This window comes from Alteromonas sp. WD8-37 (genome assembly GCF_055326825.1).
Map to the genome: position 1 here is coordinate 119951 of NZ_JBUZOV010000003.1, position 17454 is coordinate 137404.

Here is a 17454-nt window from a genome sequence, read left to right on the forward strand (position 1 = left end):
GCTATTTTTGTTTAGCCTTGGCAAAGGCGTCAGCAAAGGCATTACCCATGGCCTGATTGGCCTGTTGCGGCGTTTTAGCCGGGCGCGCTTTTTTACCCTTGTCAGCGCCAGCTTTTTTGCTTTTCTCGCCACCGGCTTTTTTCGCTGGCGCCGGGGTGTCGTCCAGGCGCATGGTAAAGGAAATCCGCTTGCGCGCCACATCCACTTCCATCACCTTCACTTTGACAATATCGCCGGCTTTAACCACTTCGCGCGGGTCAGAAATAAACTTGTCGGTCAGCGCTGAGATATGCACCAGGCCATCCTGATGGACACCCACATCCACAAATGCGCCAAAGTTGGCCACATTGCTCACCACCCCTTCTAAGATCATGCCGGGGGTCAAGTCGGCCAGGGTTTCCACCCCGTCTTTAAAGCTGGCGGTTTTAAATTCCGGGCGCGGATCCCGACCTGGTTTGTCCAGCTCGTGCAAAATATCCTGCACCGTGGGTAAGCCCACTTCATCGGTGACAAAGGTTTCCGGGGCCAGCCGCTTAAGCAGCTCGGTGTTGCCAATCAAATCGTTCACTGCAACATCTGCTTTACCGGCGATGGCATCCACCACCTTGTAGGACTCCGGGTGCACTGCTGAGCTGTCCAGCGGGTTGGTACCCTGATAGATGCGTAAAAAGCCGGCGGCTTGTTCAAAGGCCTTGGGCCCTAATCGCTCAACTTTTAACAGCCCCTTGCGGCCGTCAAAGGCGCCGTGGGCATCGCGGTATTGCACGATGTTATGCGCCAGGGTTTTGTTCAGCCCTGACACATAGCTAAGCAGGGCCGGCGAGGCGGTGTTCAAATCCACACCCACCGCATTTACACAATCTTCGATCACCTTGTCCAGCGACTTGCCCAGTTTGCTCTGGCTGACATCATGTTGATACTGGCCCACGCCAATGGCTTTAGGCTCAATTTTGACCAGTTCTGCCAGTGGATCCTGCAGGCGACGGGCGATGGAGACAGCGCCACGCAGTGACACATCCATGCCGGGCAGCTCTTTGGCGGCTAATTCAGAAGCCGAATACACCGAGGCACCGGCTTCGCTGACCATGATCTTTTGCGCTTTCACATCCGGGTTATTTTTTAGCATTTCGGCCACCAGCTTGTCGGTTTCCCGCGAGCCGGTGCCATTGCCGATGCTAATCAAATCCACTTTGTGCTGTTTGCATAACCCGGCCAGCGTGCGCGCGGATTTGTCCCATTGCTTTTGCGGCGCATGAGGAAAGATGGTGTTCGTGCCTACCACCTTGCCGGTAGCATCGACCACTGCCACTTTAACCCCGGTACGCAAGCCCGGATCCAGCCCCATGGTGGTTTTGGGCCCGGCCGGAGCAGCCATCAGCAAGTCATTGAGGTTTTTGGCAAACACCGTTATGGCTTCTTCTTCGGCGCGATCACGCAGCTGGCTGAAAAACTCGGTTTCCATATGTAAGCCGATTTTAATTTTCCAGGTCCACTGCACTACTTGTTGTAAAAAGGCATCGGCCGGGCGTCCGCGCTCCGCAATAGAATAATGCTGGGCAATGATGCTTTCACAGTATGAGGGCGCCTGGGCATCTTCCTGCTTGGGATCGGCATCCAGCGCTATGCTCAGCACACCTTCGTTACGTCCGCGAAACATGGCCAGGGCCCGGTGCGACGGCACGGCGGCCAGCTTTTCGCCATGGTCAAAGTAATCTTTGTATTTTTGCGCATCTTTTTCCTTACCGCTGACCACGGTGCTGCGGATAAAGGCATTATCTGTCAGATACTGGCGAATTTTGCTTAACAGCGCGGCATCTTCGGCAAATTGCTCCATCAGGATGTAGCGCGCGCCTTCCAACGCGGCTTTAACATCAGCCACGCCTTGCTCAGGGTTCACAAACTGGCCGGCCAGGCTTTGCGGGTCCAGGCTGGCATCGGCAAACAACTGTTCAGCCAGTGGCGCCAGCCCGGCCTCAATGGCAATCTGGCCTTTAGTGCGGCGGCGAGGCTTGTACGGCAGGTATAAATCTTCCAGCGTGGTTTTACTGTCGGCCTGTTCCAACTGAGCCTGCAATGCCGGTGTCAATTTGCCCTGCTCATCAATGGATTTGAGGATCACCGAGCGGCGCTCGTTCAACTCGCGCAGATAGGTCAGGCGCTGCTCTAAGGTACGTAGCTGGGTATCATCCAGCCCCTGGGTGGCTTCTTTACGATAACGGGCGATAAAGGGCACCGTCGCGCCGCTGTCCAGTAAGGCAACCGCTGCATCAATCTGCGCAGGCTGAACGGCCAATTCGGCGGCAATAGTGTGTGTGATTTTCATGAAAATGCGGTACTCAGAACAAGACAATGCCAGCAGGGTATCAGGACCGTTGCCAGGCACCTTGGGTTGAAAAAATTGGCCGTCAGTATAGCACCGAAAATTACCCCGTGCAGGGGCTTCGTGGCATCAGGGGTAGGGCTTGCCCAGCGGTTGTACAGTATGCCCGAAGCGCTGTTTAAGCAGGTCGCTGAACTGGCTGCCGGCCAGCTCTACCTGATATACCAGTTCCGCCCACTGTTCGGGCGGCGTGGCGTGCAGCGCATCTTGTAAGCGGGCCAGGCTCAATACAATACTGGTGGCATCCAGCACCTTGGCTACTTCATTAAGAGTGGTGATTTGGGTAGCGGCGCGCAGCCCGTCCTGGCTTTTTAACGCCATGTTAAGCCGGCTGAGTAAAATCGGCAGGTTGGCACAAAACCGCCCTACCACCTTTTCCATCAGCTGGTTATCCCCCCCGAGGCGGCGGTACAATTCGCAATCCTGAGCGTTTCGGTTTTCAGCCATGAAATATACAATATCAGTTATGGGTAAGGCTGCCTTCAGTAATCGGGAATGGCAGCAACTTAGTAAAAAGTATACAAAGTGATCGGCCGGTGTGCATGAAAAAACAGCACCTTTTGAACAAAAATTGATAAGTTACTAGAACATAAGAAAAAATACATGTACAGCGTTATTGACGTTTTTTTCGCCACTTTGCGTTTCCCGCAACCACAGGATGATCCATGATAGAAATAAATGCCAATCTGCGCCTGGAAGACAGCGATATTGAGATGAGCGCCATTCGGGCCCAGGGGGCCGGTGGCCAGAATGTGAACAAGGTTAACAGCGCAATCCACCTGCGCTTTGACATCGCCGCCTCGTCATTGCCGGAAGAAACCAAGGCGCGACTGCTAAAACAGCCCGACAGCCGGGTCAACAGTGACGGGGTGTTTGTGTTAAAAGCACAAAGTTTTCGCACCCAGGAACAAAACCGCGAGGATGCCCAGGCACGGTTAGTGGAGTGGATTGCCCAGGCGGTGAAGGTGCCCAAAAAGCGTAAGCCAACCCGGGCCAGTAAAGGCGCCAAAGAGCGCCGCATTCAGGCGAAAAAACAACAGGGTGAGCGTAAGCAGATGCGCAAAAAAATACCCCTATAGCTTATCGCCGGTGTCGTACCAGATGCGGTTGATCCACCATTCAAATTCGCCTGCCTCGGTACGTACCAGCACATCATCATCCACGGCCTTGCCTATCAGAGCGCGGGCCATGGGCGCATCCACCGAGATATAATCCTGGCGGCCAAAGATCTCGTCGTAGCCCACAATCCTCAAGGTCAGCACTTTGCCAGCGTCATTTTCAATTTCCACCCAAGCGCCAAAAAACACCCTGCCTTCCTGCTCGGGGGCGTAGTCCACAACCTTGAGCCGTTCTAAGCATTTGCCCAAATAGCGGACTCGGCGGTCTATTTCGCGCAGCCGTTTTTTATTGTATTGATAGTCGGCGTTCTCACTGCGATCGCCCAGGCTGGCTGCCCAGGTGACTTTGCGGGTCACTTCCGGGCGCTCTTCGCGCCACAGATAATCCCGTTCTTGTTTTAATTTAAGGTAACCCTTGCGAGTAATTAGCGGTGTTTTCACAGTTTTCTTGCCAAAATTTAATTTATGCACTAAATATTATACAAGCCCAGCATGATAAAAAGCATCGATAGACCATATTTATCAGGGAGAGTTGCGCGTGGACAATAATGAACCACCGGGGGATTCTGGTGTCTGATTATTATCCTTGTCAATGGACACGATCTAAAGAGAGTAACCTATGGTCAGTGAAAAAGTGAATGTGGGCCATAATCATAAACCCTCGGTATCGCGCAAAAATGGCCTGACAATCATGGGATTTCTGCTGTTTTTAACCGGCGCAGTGCTGGTGACCCTGGGTACCATCGAAGTTCTTAAGCATATTGATGAATATCAAACCGGACTGTTTTTGCTGGGTGGCCTGGTCTTGTTTAAAGCCGGCCACAGTATTTTGAAACATTGCGCCACCTTGCGGGTAAAGCGCGAGCGGCGTAATCATTTACTGCTATAACCTGTTGTCTTTTTGTTCCAAAAAAATTGTAGCAGGTTATGGTGCTGGCCTTAAAGCCCGCTATACTTAGTATGTTAATTCGATTAACGACCCACGAAAACGCCCACATTACTATGTGGACACGCGGATAAACCTGGTTCACGTTTATACACGTAGGGACAAGGTTGGCACGGATATGCCATAAAATGAAAAAAAGCCGAGGCACAAGGTGCGTCGGCTTTTTTTTAGCGGTTTGCAGTTTAAATTACTGCGCGGCTTCTTCTTCGCCTGCTTCGCTATCGTCTTCCATCACTTCCAGCAGTTCTACTTCGAAGATCAGGGTAGAGTTTGGCGTGATAGCACCGGTGGCGCGTTCGCCATAGGCCAGTTCAGGCGGGATCACAAATTCATATTTGGCGCCTTCCTGCATCAGCTGCACGCCTTCGGTCCAGCCTGGGATCACGCGGTTAAGCGGAAAGGTGGCGGGTTCGCCGCGCTTGTACGACGAGTCAAACTCGGTGCCGTCGATCAGGGTGCCTTTGTAATGCACTTTTACCGTGTCTTCGGCAGCCGGGCTGGCACCGTCGCCTTCTTCCAGCACACGGTATTGGATCCCAGACTCGGTGGTTTTTACACCATCCTTGTCGGCATTGTCAGCCATGTACTGCTGGCCTTTTTCAATGTTTTCTTCAGCTTGCTCAGCGGCGGCAGCCTGCTGTTTTTCACGCAGTTTTTGCTCGCCTTGTTGTGCCAGCTGCTGGATTTCTTCCTGGCTGAACAACAGTGAATCATTTAAGCCATCTTCGAAGCCTTTTTTCAGCGCCTGTTGATCCATGCTCAGGCCCAGCTGTTCTTGCTGCTCGGCACGATTGCTGACAAACAGCCCCATGCTGGCACCCATTGCGTAAGCATGCTTTTGCGCATCGGTCATGTCTTCTTTGGACATGCTGGTGGCTGTCTGTGTGTTGTTATTGGTTTCTTCCGTTGTATCCGGCTGACAGGCAAAAAGCCCAAACGCGGCAACTGTCGACAATGCGACCAGTGACTTACGCATAATTATTCTCCTTGTTGGTAAATTCAGAAGCCTGCGTGGGCCTGTTGGCCGCCGCTCAGGCTTATAAACTATGTATACTGTGTAGGCGCCGGGCGCCGATTACAAGAGTTTTACGCGATTAACTTGGCTTCATGCTATGGTGAGGCGGTTTTTCGCAAAGTATGTACGACAGAGGTGAGGTAAAAATGTTCCCCGGCAAAGCCTGGATGCTTGTTGTTTCTAGCCTGTTGGTGGCCTGTTCAGGGCCGGCCGAGTTGCCCGCCAATCAATGGCAGCATGCTAAAGACGGCGCATTTGCCGCAGACATTTCGCCGGACGGGCAACTGGCCGTGGTGTCGGCCGCCGGCAATGGCATCAATGTGTGGCGTGGCCGCGAGCCGGTGCCCTTGTATCACTGGTCGCATCAGGGCGAGGGCGTCAACTTGGTCAATGCGGTGCACATCTCGGCTGACAAGCAAGCGGTGGTCACCTCAGATCGCGAAGCTTTCGCCTTGTGGGACCTGGCCAACGGCGAGCCGCAAGGCTTCTGGCGCATTGATGAGTCCAGTATTCGGGCCATAGCGGTGGCCAACGATGGTCAGGGCATTCTGGTGGGACGGGCCAATGGCCAGGTGATGTACTTTGAACCGGGTAGCGGCCGGCGGCTGGAATTTTTTGGCCATCAGGAAAAAATCAACAGTGTGGATATCTCGCCGAATGGCAAGTATGCGCTAACTGGCTCCAATGATTATGTGGCATATCTGTGGAGCACCGACAGCGGCCAGATTATTCATACCTTTACCCATCCCAGCCGGGTGACCCTGGTGGCGCTGGATGATGCCGGGCGTTATATATTTACGGCTGACAGCCAGCAGCAGTCGCGGATCTGGAATGCACAAACAGGTGCACCGGTTGCCGACTTGCAGTATATTGCCCGCCAGAAAATTTTTACCGATGCTGTTTTTTCTGACGATGGTAAGTATTTACTGACTGGCTCGCCCACACGCAGCCTCGATTTGTGGGATGTACAAAGTGGTGAGCCCCGCGCCCAGTGGAGTGTGGCGCCCAAAGCCGGCGTGTCCCCGCCCAGCGCGGTGGTGTATGCCGTAGGTTTTACCGGCGACGGTCAGGTGATCTCAGAAAGCAGCAGCGGCCTGGCCGAATTATGGAGACTGCCCAATGAATGACAATCAAGATCCCGCGTCCCTTACCGATGCCTTGCAAGCCATCGAAGACCTGCAAACTAAGCTGGCTTTTCAGGAACACACCATTGATGAGCTTAACGAAGCATTGACCAGCCAACAGCATCAGCTGGAAAAGGTGCAGGTACAGCTGCGCCATGTGCTAGACAAGGTCAAAGCCATGGAGCCGTCCAGCATTGCCAAAATGAGCGAAGAAACGCCACCGCCGCATTATTGATTGGCATCGTCCTGTTGCTGCTCCGCTTTTTGCGCGCTGGCATCCTCCAGGGTGATACTTTTTTCCACATCGCCCCGCATGGCTTGGATAAAAGCGTTTTCCAAAATACCGCCAATGGTGGGTAGCACCGGCATCTGCGGGTCGCTCAACTCGCCCTCTATAGGGATCCGCGTGGCAATCTGATCTTCTGACTGATTTTCTACAAGCTCTGAGACAAAGGCCGAGCCGGCTTCCACCAGGCCCTCGAACAAGCCGCCATGTTCACCGGTCACATCTTCTTTCCAGGAAAAGATTTCCACCTGTTTTAAGATAGGTTTTACGTAGCCTTGCACATAGCCGTCATCACTGGCCAGTTCCATGGCCAACTCCAGTGTGCCGGCTTCTAAATCAAACGGTGCATAGGTGTCCAGCAAGGTTTTAAAATTGACCAGTGCTACCTCGCTGGCCTGCACATCAAGATCAAAGGTGGGTTTTTGGGTGGAAGGGTCCAGCGTGGCATTGACCGTTAAGGTACCCTGTTCCGCGGTCTCGCCTTTGGCATTGAAGTTGGCCACCAAATCGCGTGACAAATCCCGGCTGTTGACCAGGTTGGTGGCAGTGGCTTCAATGTCATGTAAGGCTATATCAATGGGCGGGGAAACATCCGGGTTGTAAAAACGGATGGCCCCGTTGTGGATAATTAAGCGGTCAATTTTTAAAGGAAATAACTGCTCGGCCAGATACAGCCAGTTTTCTGATTCGCCGGTCTGATCGCGGCTTTCGCCAGCCGCATCAATAAAGTTAATGGAAGGATCGGTAAGAATAATATCGCCCACCAGGGCGCCGTCAAACAGGGCCGACCACAGTAAACTGAAGTCGACATGGGCCGCTTCAAACAGTGGCCGTTGCGGGTCGCCGCCGTCGGGAATAATGATGACATTTTCCAGGCTGTAGGCCCCGCGCCACAGCATAATATCCACATCGCCGACCTGGCCGTAATAGCCCCCGGGTTGGCTTAAGGTACGGTTAATGTACCACTGCACGCCATAGGGCAGATAAATGCGCAGCCCCACTAACAGTAACACCAGGCCCACCAAGACACTGAGACACATCGATTTTTTGGTGGCCATGGTCATCGTCCTGAGAAAGTTGGGGGATCATACAATGAAGGAAGATCTATGCCAGCTTCTGCACGGGGTCTATACAGCGCGTTTTAAAATACGAATCAATGAGTTGTGACAGCCTATCAGCTTGGGCTGAAAGGCTATGGGTATCATGGCAGGGAAATTCTGCCAGTCGGCACCGGCTCAGTGGAAAAATTTACTCAGGCTTGAACAACCCAATCACATTGTCGGCACCTTTGCTCTGGCTGGAGACTGCCTGGTCGGTTTGTGCTTCGGTATAGTCACATTCCACACAGGTCAGCTTTTCCACATTGTGCTCAAAGTACAACATGATGGTGTCCATGGCTTTACATTTTGGGCAGATTGCGCCGGCAATAAAACGGCGGCGTTGATGATTACTCATAAGGCCTCGATAACATCAGTTTGGATAAGTATACCGCATTTGCTATGACTGTGGGACAAGGTGAGGTTAAACCCGTGTAAGACAAGCGTATAGCGAACAAATTTGCTACTATAGCGCGCCGTAATATTTTTCATGCAAGTCGATTATGATCAAGCTTTCCCAGGTGACCCTTATGCGCGGCAGCAAAGTGCTGCTGGATGCTGCCTCAGCACAAATCTTTCCGGGCCATAAAGTGGCCCTGATTGGCAGTAATGGCTGCGGAAAATCCAGCCTGTTTGCTTTGTTGCGCCACGAGCTAAGCCTGGATGCGGGCGAATGCAGTGTGCCAGCCCACTGGCGCATCGTCAGTGTGGCCCAGGAAACGCCGGCTGTGGCGCGGGCAGCCATTGATTATGTGATAGACGGCGATCAGCATCTGCGCCATCTACAGAGCCAGCTGGCCGAGGCTGAAAGCCGCAGTGACGGCCAGGCCATTGCCCGGTTGCATGCCGAGCTGGAACAAGCAGGGGCGTATGATGTGCAGGCGCGAGCGGCCACGATCCTGGCCGGATTGGGCTTTTCTAACACCCAGCTTAGCGCACCGGTCACCGATTTTTCCGGTGGCTGGCGTATGCGTTTGAACCTGGCGCAGGCACTGTTGTGTCCTTCTGACTTGCTGTTGCTGGATGAGCCCACCAACCACCTGGATTTGGATGCGGTGATCTGGCTGGAAAAATGGCTGCAGCGTTACAGTGGCACCTTGCTGCTTATATCCCACGACAAAGCCTTTATTGATGCCACCGCTGAACACATCATCAGTGTCGAGCAACAACAGCTGATCACGTATACCGGTAACTATTCTGCCTATGAAACCCAGCGCGCCGAACGTCTGCGCCTGCAAAATATTGAGTATGCCAAACAGCAGGACAAAATTGCCCATTTAGAATCCTTTATCACCCGATTTAAGGCCAAGGCCAGTAAAGCCAAACAGGCTCAAAGCCGGATTAAGCAACTTGAGCGCATGGAAACCCTGCTGCCGGCGCATGCCGCCAGCCAGTTTAGTTTTGCCTTCAGCCGTCCGGCAGACTTACCCAACCCGTTGATTCGGATGGATAAAGTACAATTAGGCTATGGTGATACCATGATTTTAGACCAGGTCCGGCTCAACCTGGTGCCGGGCAGCCGGATTGGCCTGCTGGGCCGCAATGGCCAGGGTAAATCGACCTTGATCAAATTGCTGGCCGGCACCCTGGCCCCCATGCGGGGTGACTTCACCAAAGCCCAGGGTCTCAATGTGGGCTACTTTGCCCAGCATCAGCTGGAATACCTGGATGCCGAGGCTTCGGCGCTGTTGCACCTGCAGCGTCTGGACAGCCGCGCTACCGAACAGCAGCTGCGCGACTTTTTAGGCGGTTTTGGCTTTCACGGCGATGCGGCATTAGGACCGGTGGCGCCCATGTCTGGCGGTGAAAAAGCCCGCCTGGTACTGGCCCTGCTGGTCTATCAAAAACCTAATCTGCTGCTGTTGGATGAGCCTACTAACCACCTCGACCTGGAGATGCGCCATGCACTGAATCTGGCGCTGCAAAGTTTTGAAGGCGCCATGGTGCTGGTATCGCACGATCGCTTTTTACTGGGCGCCGTGTGTGAGGATTTTTATCTGGTGGACCGCGGCCAGGTAGCGCCATTTGATGGCGACCTGGATGATTACCGCAACTGGATCCTGACCCAGCAAGCTACGCCAAAAGCCGACAAAACTGAAAAGCCGGCGGTGGATCGTAAAGCGCAAAAACGCCGTGAAGCAGAATTTCGCCAGGCAGTGGCCCCGCACACCAAGGCGTTGCAGCGCCATGAACAGCGCATGGAAAAACTTTCTGCTCAGCTTTCTGAACTGGAAAGCCGCCTGTCTGATACTCAATTATACGAAGATGCGCACAAAGCGCGTTTGATGGAATTGCTGGCGCAGCAAAAACAGCTGACCGACCAGCTCGAAGAAACCGAGATGGCCTGGCTGGATGCTCAGGATGCCATCGAACAGATGAGACAGGATTATGAGCACACCCACTAGCGAGCTGACCACAGCAGCCTTTTGGCAATACAGTACCGGGGTCTACGCCGACCCGGTGGTGGCTGCGCGGTGTTTGCAATTGCAGGATAGCGCCGGGGTCAATGTGAACATGCTGCTGCTGTTGTGCTGGTGCCTGACCCACGGCCGTTTGCTTACCTTAAAACAATGGCTGACTTTAAAAGCCGCCATTGCCCACTCTGAGCAGCAGTTACAGCGTCATCGCCAGCAGCGCCGCGCCGCTAAGCCGCAGCAGGACGCTGCAAGCCAGACACACACCGCTTATGCTGAGCTCAAACAACAGGAATTGGCACTGGAAGCCGAGCAGCAGGCAGAGCTGGTGACGGCGTTTAATAATATGCGCATCGACAGTGCCGACATTGCCGGTATCAATGCCAGCGTGGTGGCATTTATTCATGCCTATAGCCTGCGCGAGAATGCCGCGGCGATGACCGATCTTCGACAACTGATAAAGGACGTAGTGTAGTACCCTCATGACGCATCACAAAAACCTGCTGCACGGACGCATTGTAGACAGTGATTTTCGCGCTCCCTGGTGGGCCAAGAACCGCCACCTGCAAACCATCTGGCCTCGCTTTATTCAAAAGCGCCTGCCGCTATCGTATAGCTGGGAGCGGCTAACGCTGCCCGACAGTGATTTTATTGACCTGGCATGGGGCCCTAAGCCGGCCAAACCCACCGGCATTGTGGCCATGTTTCACGGATTGGAGGGTAGTATCCGTTCGCATTATGCCCACGACATGATGGCGGCCTTGAGTCACAGTGGCTGGCAGGTCGTAATGATGCATTTTCGCTCGTGTTCCGGCGAGCCCAACCGGCTGGCCCGGGCGTATCATTCCGGTGAAACCGAGGATCCTTCGTATTTTTTAGAGATGCTGCAACAACGCTTTCCGCATCTGCCCAAAGTGGCCATCGGCTTTTCGCTGGGCGCCAACATGCTGCTTAAACTGTTAGGCGAACAGCCGGCGCAAAAATGGCTGGATGCGGCGGTGGCGATTTCGGCGCCGCTTAAGCTGGGCGAGTGTGCTCGCAGCATCAACAGTGGCTTTTCCCGGGTGTATCAAAAATACCTGCTGGCCAGCATGAAAAACACGCTGAAAAAAAAGATGGCGTTTATTGATTATCGCAAGTTGATTCAGCTGACCCCGGCGGCGGTGGACAAAATTGACAGCTTTCGCGCGTTTGATGACAAGGTCACCGCTCCGCTACACGATTTTGCCGATGCCGAAGACTATTATGAACAGTGCAGTGCATTTCATTATTTAAGTGCCATCCACTGCCCCACGCTGGTGCTGCACAGTGTGGATGACCCTTTTATGAACCACCTGATTGTACCGCAACAAGAAGAACTGGCTAAGGCGGTGACCGTGGAGCTGAGTAATCGCGGTGGCCATGTGGGCTTTATGCAGGGCAGCATGTGGCGTCCACAGGTGTGGCTGCAACGCCGGGTTAATCAGTTTGTGGCGCAATTTTTACCGGCCGCCGAGCCAACTTCCAGGGAGTCCTAATGATCATACCGTTAGACCAGTTAGCGCCGGATACCGTGCGCGCCATTGCCGAGGCGTTTGTGCTGCGTGAGGGCACCGATTATGGCGCAGTGGAAGCCAGTTTTGCTGATAAAGTGAATGAGGTGATTGCCCGCCTCAACAGCGGTGAAGCGGTGATGGTATATTCTGAGTTGCATGAAACCGTGGATATCAAACCCCGTGACGCGGTCACGGGTGAGGCCGACGACAACGCCGGCTAGTCCGGCTCCACCACTTCAATGGTGACCGGCACCAGTCCCTGATCAAGCGGCGCCAGCATTCTAAAGGCGGTGCGGGTAAGATCCACCACCCGGCCTGGCACATAGGGACCACGGTCGGTCACCGTGACTATCACACTGTGTGAAGCATGTTGATGAGTGACTTTCAGGCGGGTCCCAAAGGGCAGCGAACGGTGCGCCGCGGTCAGTTCGCGGTGGTCAAAGCGCTGACCGCCAGCGGTCTGCTTGCCCTGATAATGCGCTGCATAATAACTGGCCTGGCCGCTTTGGCTGGACTGCAAGCCAGGCTGATGCGCACAGCCAGCGACCAGCATCCACAGGCTGGCCAGCCACAGCCAACCAGCATGCGACGGGCAGGTTAGCTTAAAACGCATACCGGACGGTCACCTGGGTAACGTCAGCATTGTCCAGATCTTCGTGGCTGACGCCTAATGCCCAGCGTGGGGCAAAATAATAATTGGCCGCAATTTTCAGCGTCACATCGCCATCATCCACATCGTAATAACCAATTTCACCGTTAAGCTCTAAATTGGGTACTACCATCGACCGTACACCGGCATTCAGGCTGTAACCGCTGTCATCACCAAAGCGGGTATCGATACGTTCAAAGTTAGCGCCCACATAGCCATCGGTCTGGCCGGTCAGGGCAAAGCGGTAACCGCCACCTAAACTCAGCATGTCGATATCCACATTGTCTTCATCATAGTGCTTCACATCGCCCACCAGATATAACCGTGGGTCCAGCTGGTAACGCCCTTCCAGCGCCAGGCCGTCTGGCTCGAAGCCACCGGTGTCCAGCTCACTGTAGCCGCCTTCGACATAGGTCCAGGGTAGGGCGGCTGCTGCAGGCATCGCGGTTAGTGCGCTTAACGAAGCCAGTAAAAGTGCATGTTTCATGAGTGTGTCCTTGTAGTCGTTAGGCATTTTTTTGCAGGCAATGAAGCAAATTGTTTGCCAGCTTCCAACTATTGCGTTGATCAGCGTGGTTTGTCAGGCTTAATGTGCTTATGCACACTTTCTTAAACAGTGCCGTGTAGCATACTGCTGTCGGTAACCGGCGACACTGCTTTCCTGCAGGTCAGTGCTCCAACTAACTGATCTGGGATGAAAGATTTTTCATATTAGTGTTGATATGCCTGGCCGCTGGCAGGGCGACCCGCCTGGTTGATAATTTCGGAGATTGTATTATGTTTCAACGCTTCCTGAGCTCTGTTCCGGTTGCCCAGCGCTATTGCTATCGCCTCCGGCCCGGCGCCCTGGCGGCCCTGCTGGTGGCCTGGATGTGCAGCGCCCTGGCCCAGGCTCAGGTGATAGAAGTCAGCGAGGACAATATTCCTGATCGCACCATCTTAAAGGCGGTGATTGATGATGCCCGCCAATCTGCCGGCAACGACTATGCGCCCGATGATCACGGCCTCGACCAGCAACTCAAAGACATGGATTATCAGGCCTACCGGGCCATTCGCTTTGATGCAGAAAAAGCGCTATGGAAAGGAAAAAGCCCTTATGAAGTGCAGTTTTTTCACCCGGGGTTTTTATACGATGAGCCAGTGACCATGATTGAAGTGGACTACGACAACAGCACCCGTGAGCTGGCCTTTGACAGTAGCATGTTTATCTATGGCAAACCGGCGAAGGGGCTGCAGGGCCTGACCGATGCCAACAGCGGCTTTGCCGGTTTCCGCCTGCACTATCCGCTGAATTCACAAGATTACAAAGACGAATTTGCGGTATTCCAGGGGGCCTCATATTTTCGCCTGGTGGGCAAAAACCAGGTGTATGGCATTTCGGCCCGCGGCCTGGCCCTGGATACCGCGTTGCCCGAGGGCGAGGAATTTCCTCGTTTCACCAAATTTTGGCTGATCCGACCCAGCCATGAAGACCGCATCAGTGTGTACGCCCGGCTGGAAAGCCCCTCGGTGGCGGGCGCGTTTGCTTTTACCCTGCATCCGGGAAAAAACACCAAAGCCGATGTGCAGGCCTGGCTGTTTGCCCGCAGTGATGTGAACAAACTGGGCCTGGCGCCCTTTACCAGTATGTTTTTGTATGGTGAGAATACTGAAACCCGCCATGATGATTATCGCCCGGAAGTGCATGACAGTGACGGCGTGCTGCTGCTTACCCACACAGGGGAACAAATCTGGCGGCCATTGACCAACCCTTCACGGCTGCAGATCACCTCGCTTAGCGACAGCGCACCACAGGCATTCGGAATGCTGCAGCGCGACGGCAACTTTAACAGTTATCTGGATGCTGAAGCCAATTATCATCAGCGCCCGGGCTTGTGGGTTACCCCCAAAGCCGGCTTTGATAAGGGTAAGCTGGAGATCGTGGAAATTCCTACCGATGCCGAAATCCATGACAATATCGTGGCCTATTGGGTTCCAGACACCCCGCTTAAAAAAGGCCAGAGCCGCTATTTTTCTTATCGCGTGCGCACTGTGGCCCAGGAGCCCAAACATTATGATAAAGCAGTGGTGGCGCGAACGCGCCAGGGCGCCAGCCATCTGCCAGGTTTTGAATCATCCGAAGCACAGTCGGTTCGCCGGTTTGTAGTCGATTTTACCCTGCCCAGCGGGTTTAGCCTGGATGCCGATAAGCTGGATCTGGTATTGGAGGCAAACCGAGGGACGGTTAAACAAGCCAAGCTATTTAAGGTCAATGGCAATGCCGAGATGCGTGCCACCTTTTTACTGCTGCCGAAAAACGACAAGCCGGTGGATATGCGCTTGTTTTTAGCCCACCAGGACAAGCAAATCAGCGAAGTCTGGAATTATGTCTACCAGCCCCAGTAGGGCTGGCCGTCAACCCGGCCAGCTGGTCACTCGGGCGCGCCGCTGGCGCCTGTTGATCATGGCGCTGCTGGTATTGCCATCGGCGGCACTGGCCAGTTACAGCCTGTTTGAAATTTTTCGACCCAATCAGCTGACCGCGCTGGAAGCCGGCCAGTTGATGTTTGCGGTAAGTCTATTTGTATGGCTGACCATGGCGTTTTGGACAGCCATTATTGGCTTTGTCTTAAAATTGCTGCACATCGACCCCTTGAGTTTACGCCGAGCGCTGCCCAGCCCGGACTCGCCACAGCTTACCCGGCGCCACGCAGTGATCATGCCGGTCTACAATGAAGATACCCATCGTATCATGGTGGGGTTTGAAGCCTGTGTGCGTGAGTTGCTGGAACATCCGCAAGGTCGGCAGTTTGATTTTTTTATGCTCAGTGACACCCGCGATGCGTTTAAGGCCCAGGCTGAGCTGGACGCGTGGCAGGATTTGCAGGCACGCCTGCGTGGACAAGACGGCTTGGCCAGCCGCTGTCATTACCGCCGGCGTGACAAAAATATCGGCCGCAAGGTAGGCAATGTCAGCGATTTTTGCCAGCGCTGGGGCGCTGCTTACGAAGGCATGATAGTACTGGATGCTGACAGCGTGATGTCCGCCACCCGCATGGTGGATTTGGCAGCCCGGCTAGAGCAAAATCCTGATGTGGCGCTGATCCAGACCATTCCGATGCCGGTGCGCCAGCGCTCGTTTTTTGGCCGCTTTGTGCAGTTTGCCGCGCATCTTTACAGCCCCATGCTGGCCACCGGCTTATCGTTTTGGCAAACCGACAGCGCCAACTACTGGGGGCATAATGCAATTATTCGCATTGAGCCGTTTATGGCGCATTGTGGGTTGCCGCGCTTACCGGGGCCAGCGCCGTTTGGCGGTGAGATATTAAGCCATGATTTTGTCGAGGCGGCGCTGCTGCGCCGGGCTGGCTGGCAATGTTATCTGCTCACCGATACCGATGGCAGCTATGAAGAAGTGCCGGCCAACATGATTGACTATGCCATCCGTGACCGGCGCTGGGTGCAGGGTAATATTCAGCACTTAGGCTTACTGGGGGTAACCCAGCTTAAAACCGCCAACCGCCTGCACTTTATCTTTGGCGCCTTTGCCTATATTTCGTCGATCATTTTACTGGCCGTGCTGGGGCTGGGCACCGCCGATGCCATCGTGCGCGCCACCACAGTACCGGATTTTTTCATGGCCCGGTATCAGCTGTTTCCAGACTGGCCCATTGCCAAAGCCGAAATGATGCTATGGACGCTATGGGGCACCATCGCCCTGTTATTTTTGCCCAAAGTACTGGGCGTGGTGCTGGCGCTGATTCAGCGGCGCCGCGCCTTCGGTGGCGTGTTTACCTTACTTAAAGGCGCTACCCTGGAGTTAATGATGGCAGTGCTAATAGCTCCCATCATGCTGTTTTACCACAGCTATTTTGTGTTAAGCGTGCTGATTGGCCACCAGGTACGCTGGGATGCGCAAGAACGGGAAGGGCGGATGGTGCCGTGGCGTGATGCACTGGTCTACACCCGCTGGATGACCGCGCTGGCGCTCATCTGGAGTGGCCTGACCGCGTATTTTACCCCGGTGCTGTTTGCCTGGCTGTTACCGGTGCTCACCGGCATGGTGTTTGGCGCTGCCATCATTCGCTACAGCAGCAGCGAGCGGGCCGGGGTGTGGTGCCGTAAGGTGGGTATTTTTGTCATCCCTGAAGAGTGCAACGAAGACAGTAGCTTACAGCGGGTGCGCCAGGCGCTGCCCGATTTTGCCATTGGTGAGCATCAGGCCGGCCCGCCGGCGCTACCGGCCGAGCACTGGCAAACCATGCCGGAACAGGATCTGTACAGTAAGCCGCTGCCCATGCGCAGTGGCCTCACTGCCTCGCCACGGCCTTAGTCAGCCTGTTGGTCAAATTGCACTGAAAAGGTCACCGGTACGGTCAGGGTAATACTGTTGAGTCCGGCAATGCCTTGCAGCAGTTCAACCCCTTCGGCCAGGCCAAAGTCGCCGGCACTTAAAAGCGTGGGCGCCACCGTGGTGACCTGAAACGTGGTATCGTCCAGGCGGGTGATGGCCACATTGAAGGTGGTGGCCACATTCTTGTCATGCAGATCAATGGCCCCTTCAATCACCCGGGTGGTAGCGGTACCCGAGGGCATTTGCATCACTTCAGGCGGCAATTGCGCGGTGAAGGTGGCATGAGGAAACTGGTCCACCATAAACAGTTTTTCCTGCATGCGGGTATCGCGGATTTCGATATTGGTATTTACTGATGCCAGCGGCACAGTCACGCTCAGCTGCCCATTGTCTTCCAGGGTGCCTTGAAGCTCTTCAAACTGATGCAGTTCGGTGATCTGGGCGTTTTTGGTGGTTAAAAAGTACAGCTGTGAATCACTGTTATCCAGTGTCCAAGTGGCAGCGGCGGGGAAGGCCAGCGCACCGGCCAGCAGTGTTCCTGCAAATAATTTCATAGA

19 protein-coding genes are annotated in these 17454 nt (G+C 54.3%); 10 read left to right on the forward strand and 9 right to left on the reverse strand.

Annotated features, from left to right (window positions below):
- Position 1 precedes the first annotated feature (1 nt).
- Together ACTUJZ_RS09445 and ACTUJZ_RS09450 are read right to left on the reverse strand one after the other, a co-directional pair.
- Positions 2-2323: a Tex family protein gene (locus ACTUJZ_RS09445; RefSeq protein ID WP_463636059.1), complete on the reverse strand. Its 2322-nt coding sequence runs from the start codon at positions 2321-2323 to the stop codon at positions 2-4.
- Positions 2324-2449: 126 nt separating this feature from the next.
- Positions 2450-2827: a hypothetical protein gene (locus ACTUJZ_RS09450; protein WP_463636060.1), complete on the reverse strand. Its 378-nt coding sequence runs from the start codon at positions 2825-2827 to the stop codon at positions 2450-2452.
- 218 nt (positions 2828-3045) lie between these two features.
- On the opposite strand from ACTUJZ_RS09450, the gene arfB reads away from it, so the two are divergent.
- The gene (gene arfB / locus ACTUJZ_RS09455) at positions 3046-3459 is read left to right on the forward strand and encodes an alternative ribosome rescue aminoacyl-tRNA hydrolase ArfB (RefSeq protein WP_463636061.1); all 414 of its coding nucleotides are present in this window, start codon (positions 3046-3048) and stop codon (positions 3457-3459) included.
- On the opposite strand, the gene greB is transcribed toward arfB, so the two are convergent.
- Positions 3454-3939 carry a transcription elongation factor GreB gene (greB, locus tag ACTUJZ_RS09460; protein WP_463636062.1) on the reverse strand — a complete coding sequence of 162 codons (486 nt, stop codon included), beginning with the start codon at positions 3937-3939 and terminating at the stop codon, positions 3454-3456. The genes arfB and greB overlap by 6 nt on opposite strands.
- Positions 3940-4117: 178 nt before the next feature.
- Between greB and ACTUJZ_RS09465 the strand changes: the two genes are divergently transcribed.
- Positions 4118-4387 (forward strand): hypothetical protein, encoded by a 270-nt coding sequence (locus tag ACTUJZ_RS09465; protein WP_463636063.1) that lies wholly within the window; start codon positions 4118-4120, stop codon positions 4385-4387.
- Positions 4388-4631: 244 nt separating this feature from the next.
- Here ACTUJZ_RS09465 and fkpA read toward each other — a convergent pair whose 3' ends face one another.
- Positions 4632-5420, reverse strand: coding sequence for an FKBP-type peptidyl-prolyl cis-trans isomerase (gene fkpA / locus ACTUJZ_RS09470; RefSeq protein ID WP_463636064.1), 789 nt, complete (start codon positions 5418-5420; stop codon positions 4632-4634).
- A gap of 206 nt (positions 5421-5626) precedes the next feature.
- Here fkpA and ACTUJZ_RS09475 point away from each other — a divergent pair, with 206 nt between their 5' ends.
- Both ACTUJZ_RS09475 and ACTUJZ_RS09480 read left to right on the forward strand, forming a co-directional pair.
- Positions 5627-6586: a WD40 repeat domain-containing protein gene (locus ACTUJZ_RS09475; protein ID WP_463636065.1), complete on the forward strand. Its 960-nt coding sequence runs from the start codon at positions 5627-5629 to the stop codon at positions 6584-6586.
- The gene (locus ACTUJZ_RS09480; RefSeq protein ID WP_463636066.1) at positions 6579-6818 is read left to right on the forward strand and encodes a SlyX family protein; all 240 of its coding nucleotides are present in this window, start codon (positions 6579-6581) and stop codon (positions 6816-6818) included. The genes ACTUJZ_RS09475 and ACTUJZ_RS09480 overlap by 8 nt, the downstream gene beginning before the upstream one ends.
- On the opposite strand, the gene ACTUJZ_RS09485 is transcribed toward ACTUJZ_RS09480, so the two are convergent.
- Both ACTUJZ_RS09485 and ACTUJZ_RS09490 read right to left on the reverse strand, forming a co-directional pair.
- Positions 6812-7927 carry a DUF748 domain-containing protein gene (locus tag ACTUJZ_RS09485; RefSeq protein WP_463636067.1) on the reverse strand — a complete coding sequence of 372 codons (1116 nt, stop codon included), beginning with the start codon at positions 7925-7927 and terminating at the stop codon, positions 6812-6814. The genes ACTUJZ_RS09480 and ACTUJZ_RS09485 overlap by 7 nt on opposite strands.
- A 190-nt stretch (positions 7928-8117) precedes the next feature.
- Positions 8118-8324 carry a YheV family putative zinc ribbon protein gene (locus tag ACTUJZ_RS09490; RefSeq protein ID WP_463636068.1) on the reverse strand — a complete coding sequence of 69 codons (207 nt, stop codon included), beginning with the start codon at positions 8322-8324 and terminating at the stop codon, positions 8118-8120.
- Between the two features lie 145 nt (positions 8325-8469).
- Between ACTUJZ_RS09490 and ACTUJZ_RS09495 the strand changes: the two genes are divergently transcribed.
- Genes ACTUJZ_RS09495 through ACTUJZ_RS09510 form a run of 4 tightly spaced genes read left to right on the forward strand, consistent with a single transcriptional unit; the run spans position 8470 to position 12136 of the window.
- Positions 8470-10371 (forward strand): ATP-binding cassette domain-containing protein, encoded by a 1902-nt coding sequence (locus ACTUJZ_RS09495; RefSeq protein ID WP_463636069.1) that lies wholly within the window; start codon positions 8470-8472, stop codon positions 10369-10371.
- Complete coding sequence (locus ACTUJZ_RS09500; RefSeq protein ID WP_463636070.1) at positions 10355-10855, forward strand: TIGR02444 family protein; 501 nt, start codon at positions 10355-10357, stop codon at positions 10853-10855. The genes ACTUJZ_RS09495 and ACTUJZ_RS09500 overlap by 17 nt, the downstream gene beginning before the upstream one ends.
- A gap of 7 nt (positions 10856-10862) precedes the next feature.
- Entirely contained in the window at positions 10863-11897 is a 1035-nt protein-coding gene (locus tag ACTUJZ_RS09505) for a hydrolase (RefSeq protein WP_463636071.1), read from the forward strand.
- Positions 11897-12136 (forward strand): YheU family protein, encoded by a 240-nt coding sequence (locus ACTUJZ_RS09510; protein WP_463636072.1) that lies wholly within the window; start codon positions 11897-11899, stop codon positions 12134-12136. The genes ACTUJZ_RS09505 and ACTUJZ_RS09510 overlap by 1 nt, the downstream gene beginning before the upstream one ends.
- Here the strand turns inward: ACTUJZ_RS09510 and ACTUJZ_RS09515 are convergent.
- Entirely contained in the window at positions 12133-12528 is a 396-nt protein-coding gene (locus ACTUJZ_RS09515) for a septal ring lytic transglycosylase RlpA family protein (RefSeq protein ID WP_463636073.1), read from the reverse strand. The genes ACTUJZ_RS09510 and ACTUJZ_RS09515 overlap by 4 nt on opposite strands.
- Entirely contained in the window at positions 12518-13051 is a 534-nt protein-coding gene (locus tag ACTUJZ_RS09520; RefSeq protein ID WP_463636074.1) for an outer membrane beta-barrel protein, read from the reverse strand. Before ACTUJZ_RS09520 ends, ACTUJZ_RS09515 begins: the two co-directional genes overlap by 11 nt.
- A gap of 290 nt (positions 13052-13341) precedes the next feature.
- On the opposite strand from ACTUJZ_RS09520, the gene ACTUJZ_RS09525 reads away from it, so the two are divergent.
- Both ACTUJZ_RS09525 and mdoH read left to right on the forward strand, forming a co-directional pair.
- Positions 13342-14949, forward strand: coding sequence for an OpgD/OpgG family glucan biosynthesis protein (locus ACTUJZ_RS09525; protein WP_463636075.1), 1608 nt, complete (start codon positions 13342-13344; stop codon positions 14947-14949).
- The gene (mdoH, locus tag ACTUJZ_RS09530; RefSeq protein WP_463636076.1) at positions 14930-16876 is read left to right on the forward strand and encodes a glucans biosynthesis glucosyltransferase MdoH; all 1947 of its coding nucleotides are present in this window, start codon (positions 14930-14932) and stop codon (positions 16874-16876) included. Before ACTUJZ_RS09525 ends, mdoH begins: the two co-directional genes overlap by 20 nt.
- Here mdoH and ACTUJZ_RS09535 read toward each other — a convergent pair.
- Complete coding sequence (locus tag ACTUJZ_RS09535) at positions 16873-17451, reverse strand: YceI family protein (RefSeq protein ID WP_463636077.1); 579 nt, start codon at positions 17449-17451, stop codon at positions 16873-16875. The genes mdoH and ACTUJZ_RS09535 overlap by 4 nt on opposite strands.
- Between the last annotated feature and the right edge of the window lie 3 nt (positions 17452-17454).

Excerpts from the sequence above, each read along its gene's own strand:
- ACTUJZ_RS09445 (WP_463636059.1), bottom strand. The coding sequence starts at position 2,323 with ATGAAAATCACACACACTATTGCCGCCGAATTGGCCGTTCAGCCTGCG.
- ACTUJZ_RS09450 (WP_463636060.1), bottom strand. The coding sequence starts at position 2,827 with ATGGCTGAAAACCGAAACGCTCAGGATTGCGAATTGTACCGCCGCCTC.
- arfB (WP_463636061.1), top strand. The coding sequence starts at position 3,046 with ATGATAGAAATAAATGCCAATCTGCGCCTGGAAGACAGCGATATTGAG.
- ACTUJZ_RS09465 (WP_463636063.1), top strand. The coding sequence starts at position 4,118 with ATGGTCAGTGAAAAAGTGAATGTGGGCCATAATCATAAACCCTCGGTA.
- fkpA (WP_463636064.1), bottom strand. The coding sequence starts at position 5,420 with ATGCGTAAGTCACTGGTCGCATTGTCGACAGTTGCCGCGTTTGGGCTT.
- ACTUJZ_RS09475 (WP_463636065.1), top strand. The coding sequence starts at position 5,627 with ATGCTTGTTGTTTCTAGCCTGTTGGTGGCCTGTTCAGGGCCGGCCGAG.
- ACTUJZ_RS09480 (WP_463636066.1), top strand. The coding sequence starts at position 6,579 with ATGAATGACAATCAAGATCCCGCGTCCCTTACCGATGCCTTGCAAGCC.
- ACTUJZ_RS09485 (WP_463636067.1), bottom strand. The coding sequence starts at position 7,927 with ATGGCCACCAAAAAATCGATGTGTCTCAGTGTCTTGGTGGGCCTGGTG.
- ACTUJZ_RS09490 (WP_463636068.1), bottom strand. The coding sequence starts at position 8,324 with ATGAGTAATCATCAACGCCGCCGTTTTATTGCCGGCGCAATCTGCCCA.
- ACTUJZ_RS09495 (WP_463636069.1), top strand. The coding sequence starts at position 8,470 with ATGATCAAGCTTTCCCAGGTGACCCTTATGCGCGGCAGCAAAGTGCTG.
- ACTUJZ_RS09500 (WP_463636070.1), top strand. The coding sequence starts at position 10,355 with ATGAGCACACCCACTAGCGAGCTGACCACAGCAGCCTTTTGGCAATAC.
- ACTUJZ_RS09505 (WP_463636071.1), top strand. The coding sequence starts at position 10,863 with ATGACGCATCACAAAAACCTGCTGCACGGACGCATTGTAGACAGTGAT.
- ACTUJZ_RS09510 (WP_463636072.1), top strand. The coding sequence starts at position 11,897 with ATGATCATACCGTTAGACCAGTTAGCGCCGGATACCGTGCGCGCCATT.
- ACTUJZ_RS09515 (WP_463636073.1), bottom strand. The coding sequence starts at position 12,528 with ATGCGTTTTAAGCTAACCTGCCCGTCGCATGCTGGTTGGCTGTGGCTG.
- ACTUJZ_RS09520 (WP_463636074.1), bottom strand. The coding sequence starts at position 13,051 with ATGAAACATGCACTTTTACTGGCTTCGTTAAGCGCACTAACCGCGATG.
- ACTUJZ_RS09525 (WP_463636075.1), top strand. The coding sequence starts at position 13,342 with ATGTTTCAACGCTTCCTGAGCTCTGTTCCGGTTGCCCAGCGCTATTGC.
- mdoH (WP_463636076.1), top strand. The coding sequence starts at position 14,930 with ATGTCTACCAGCCCCAGTAGGGCTGGCCGTCAACCCGGCCAGCTGGTC.
- ACTUJZ_RS09535 (WP_463636077.1), bottom strand. The coding sequence starts at position 17,451 with ATGAAATTATTTGCAGGAACACTGCTGGCCGGTGCGCTGGCCTTCCCC.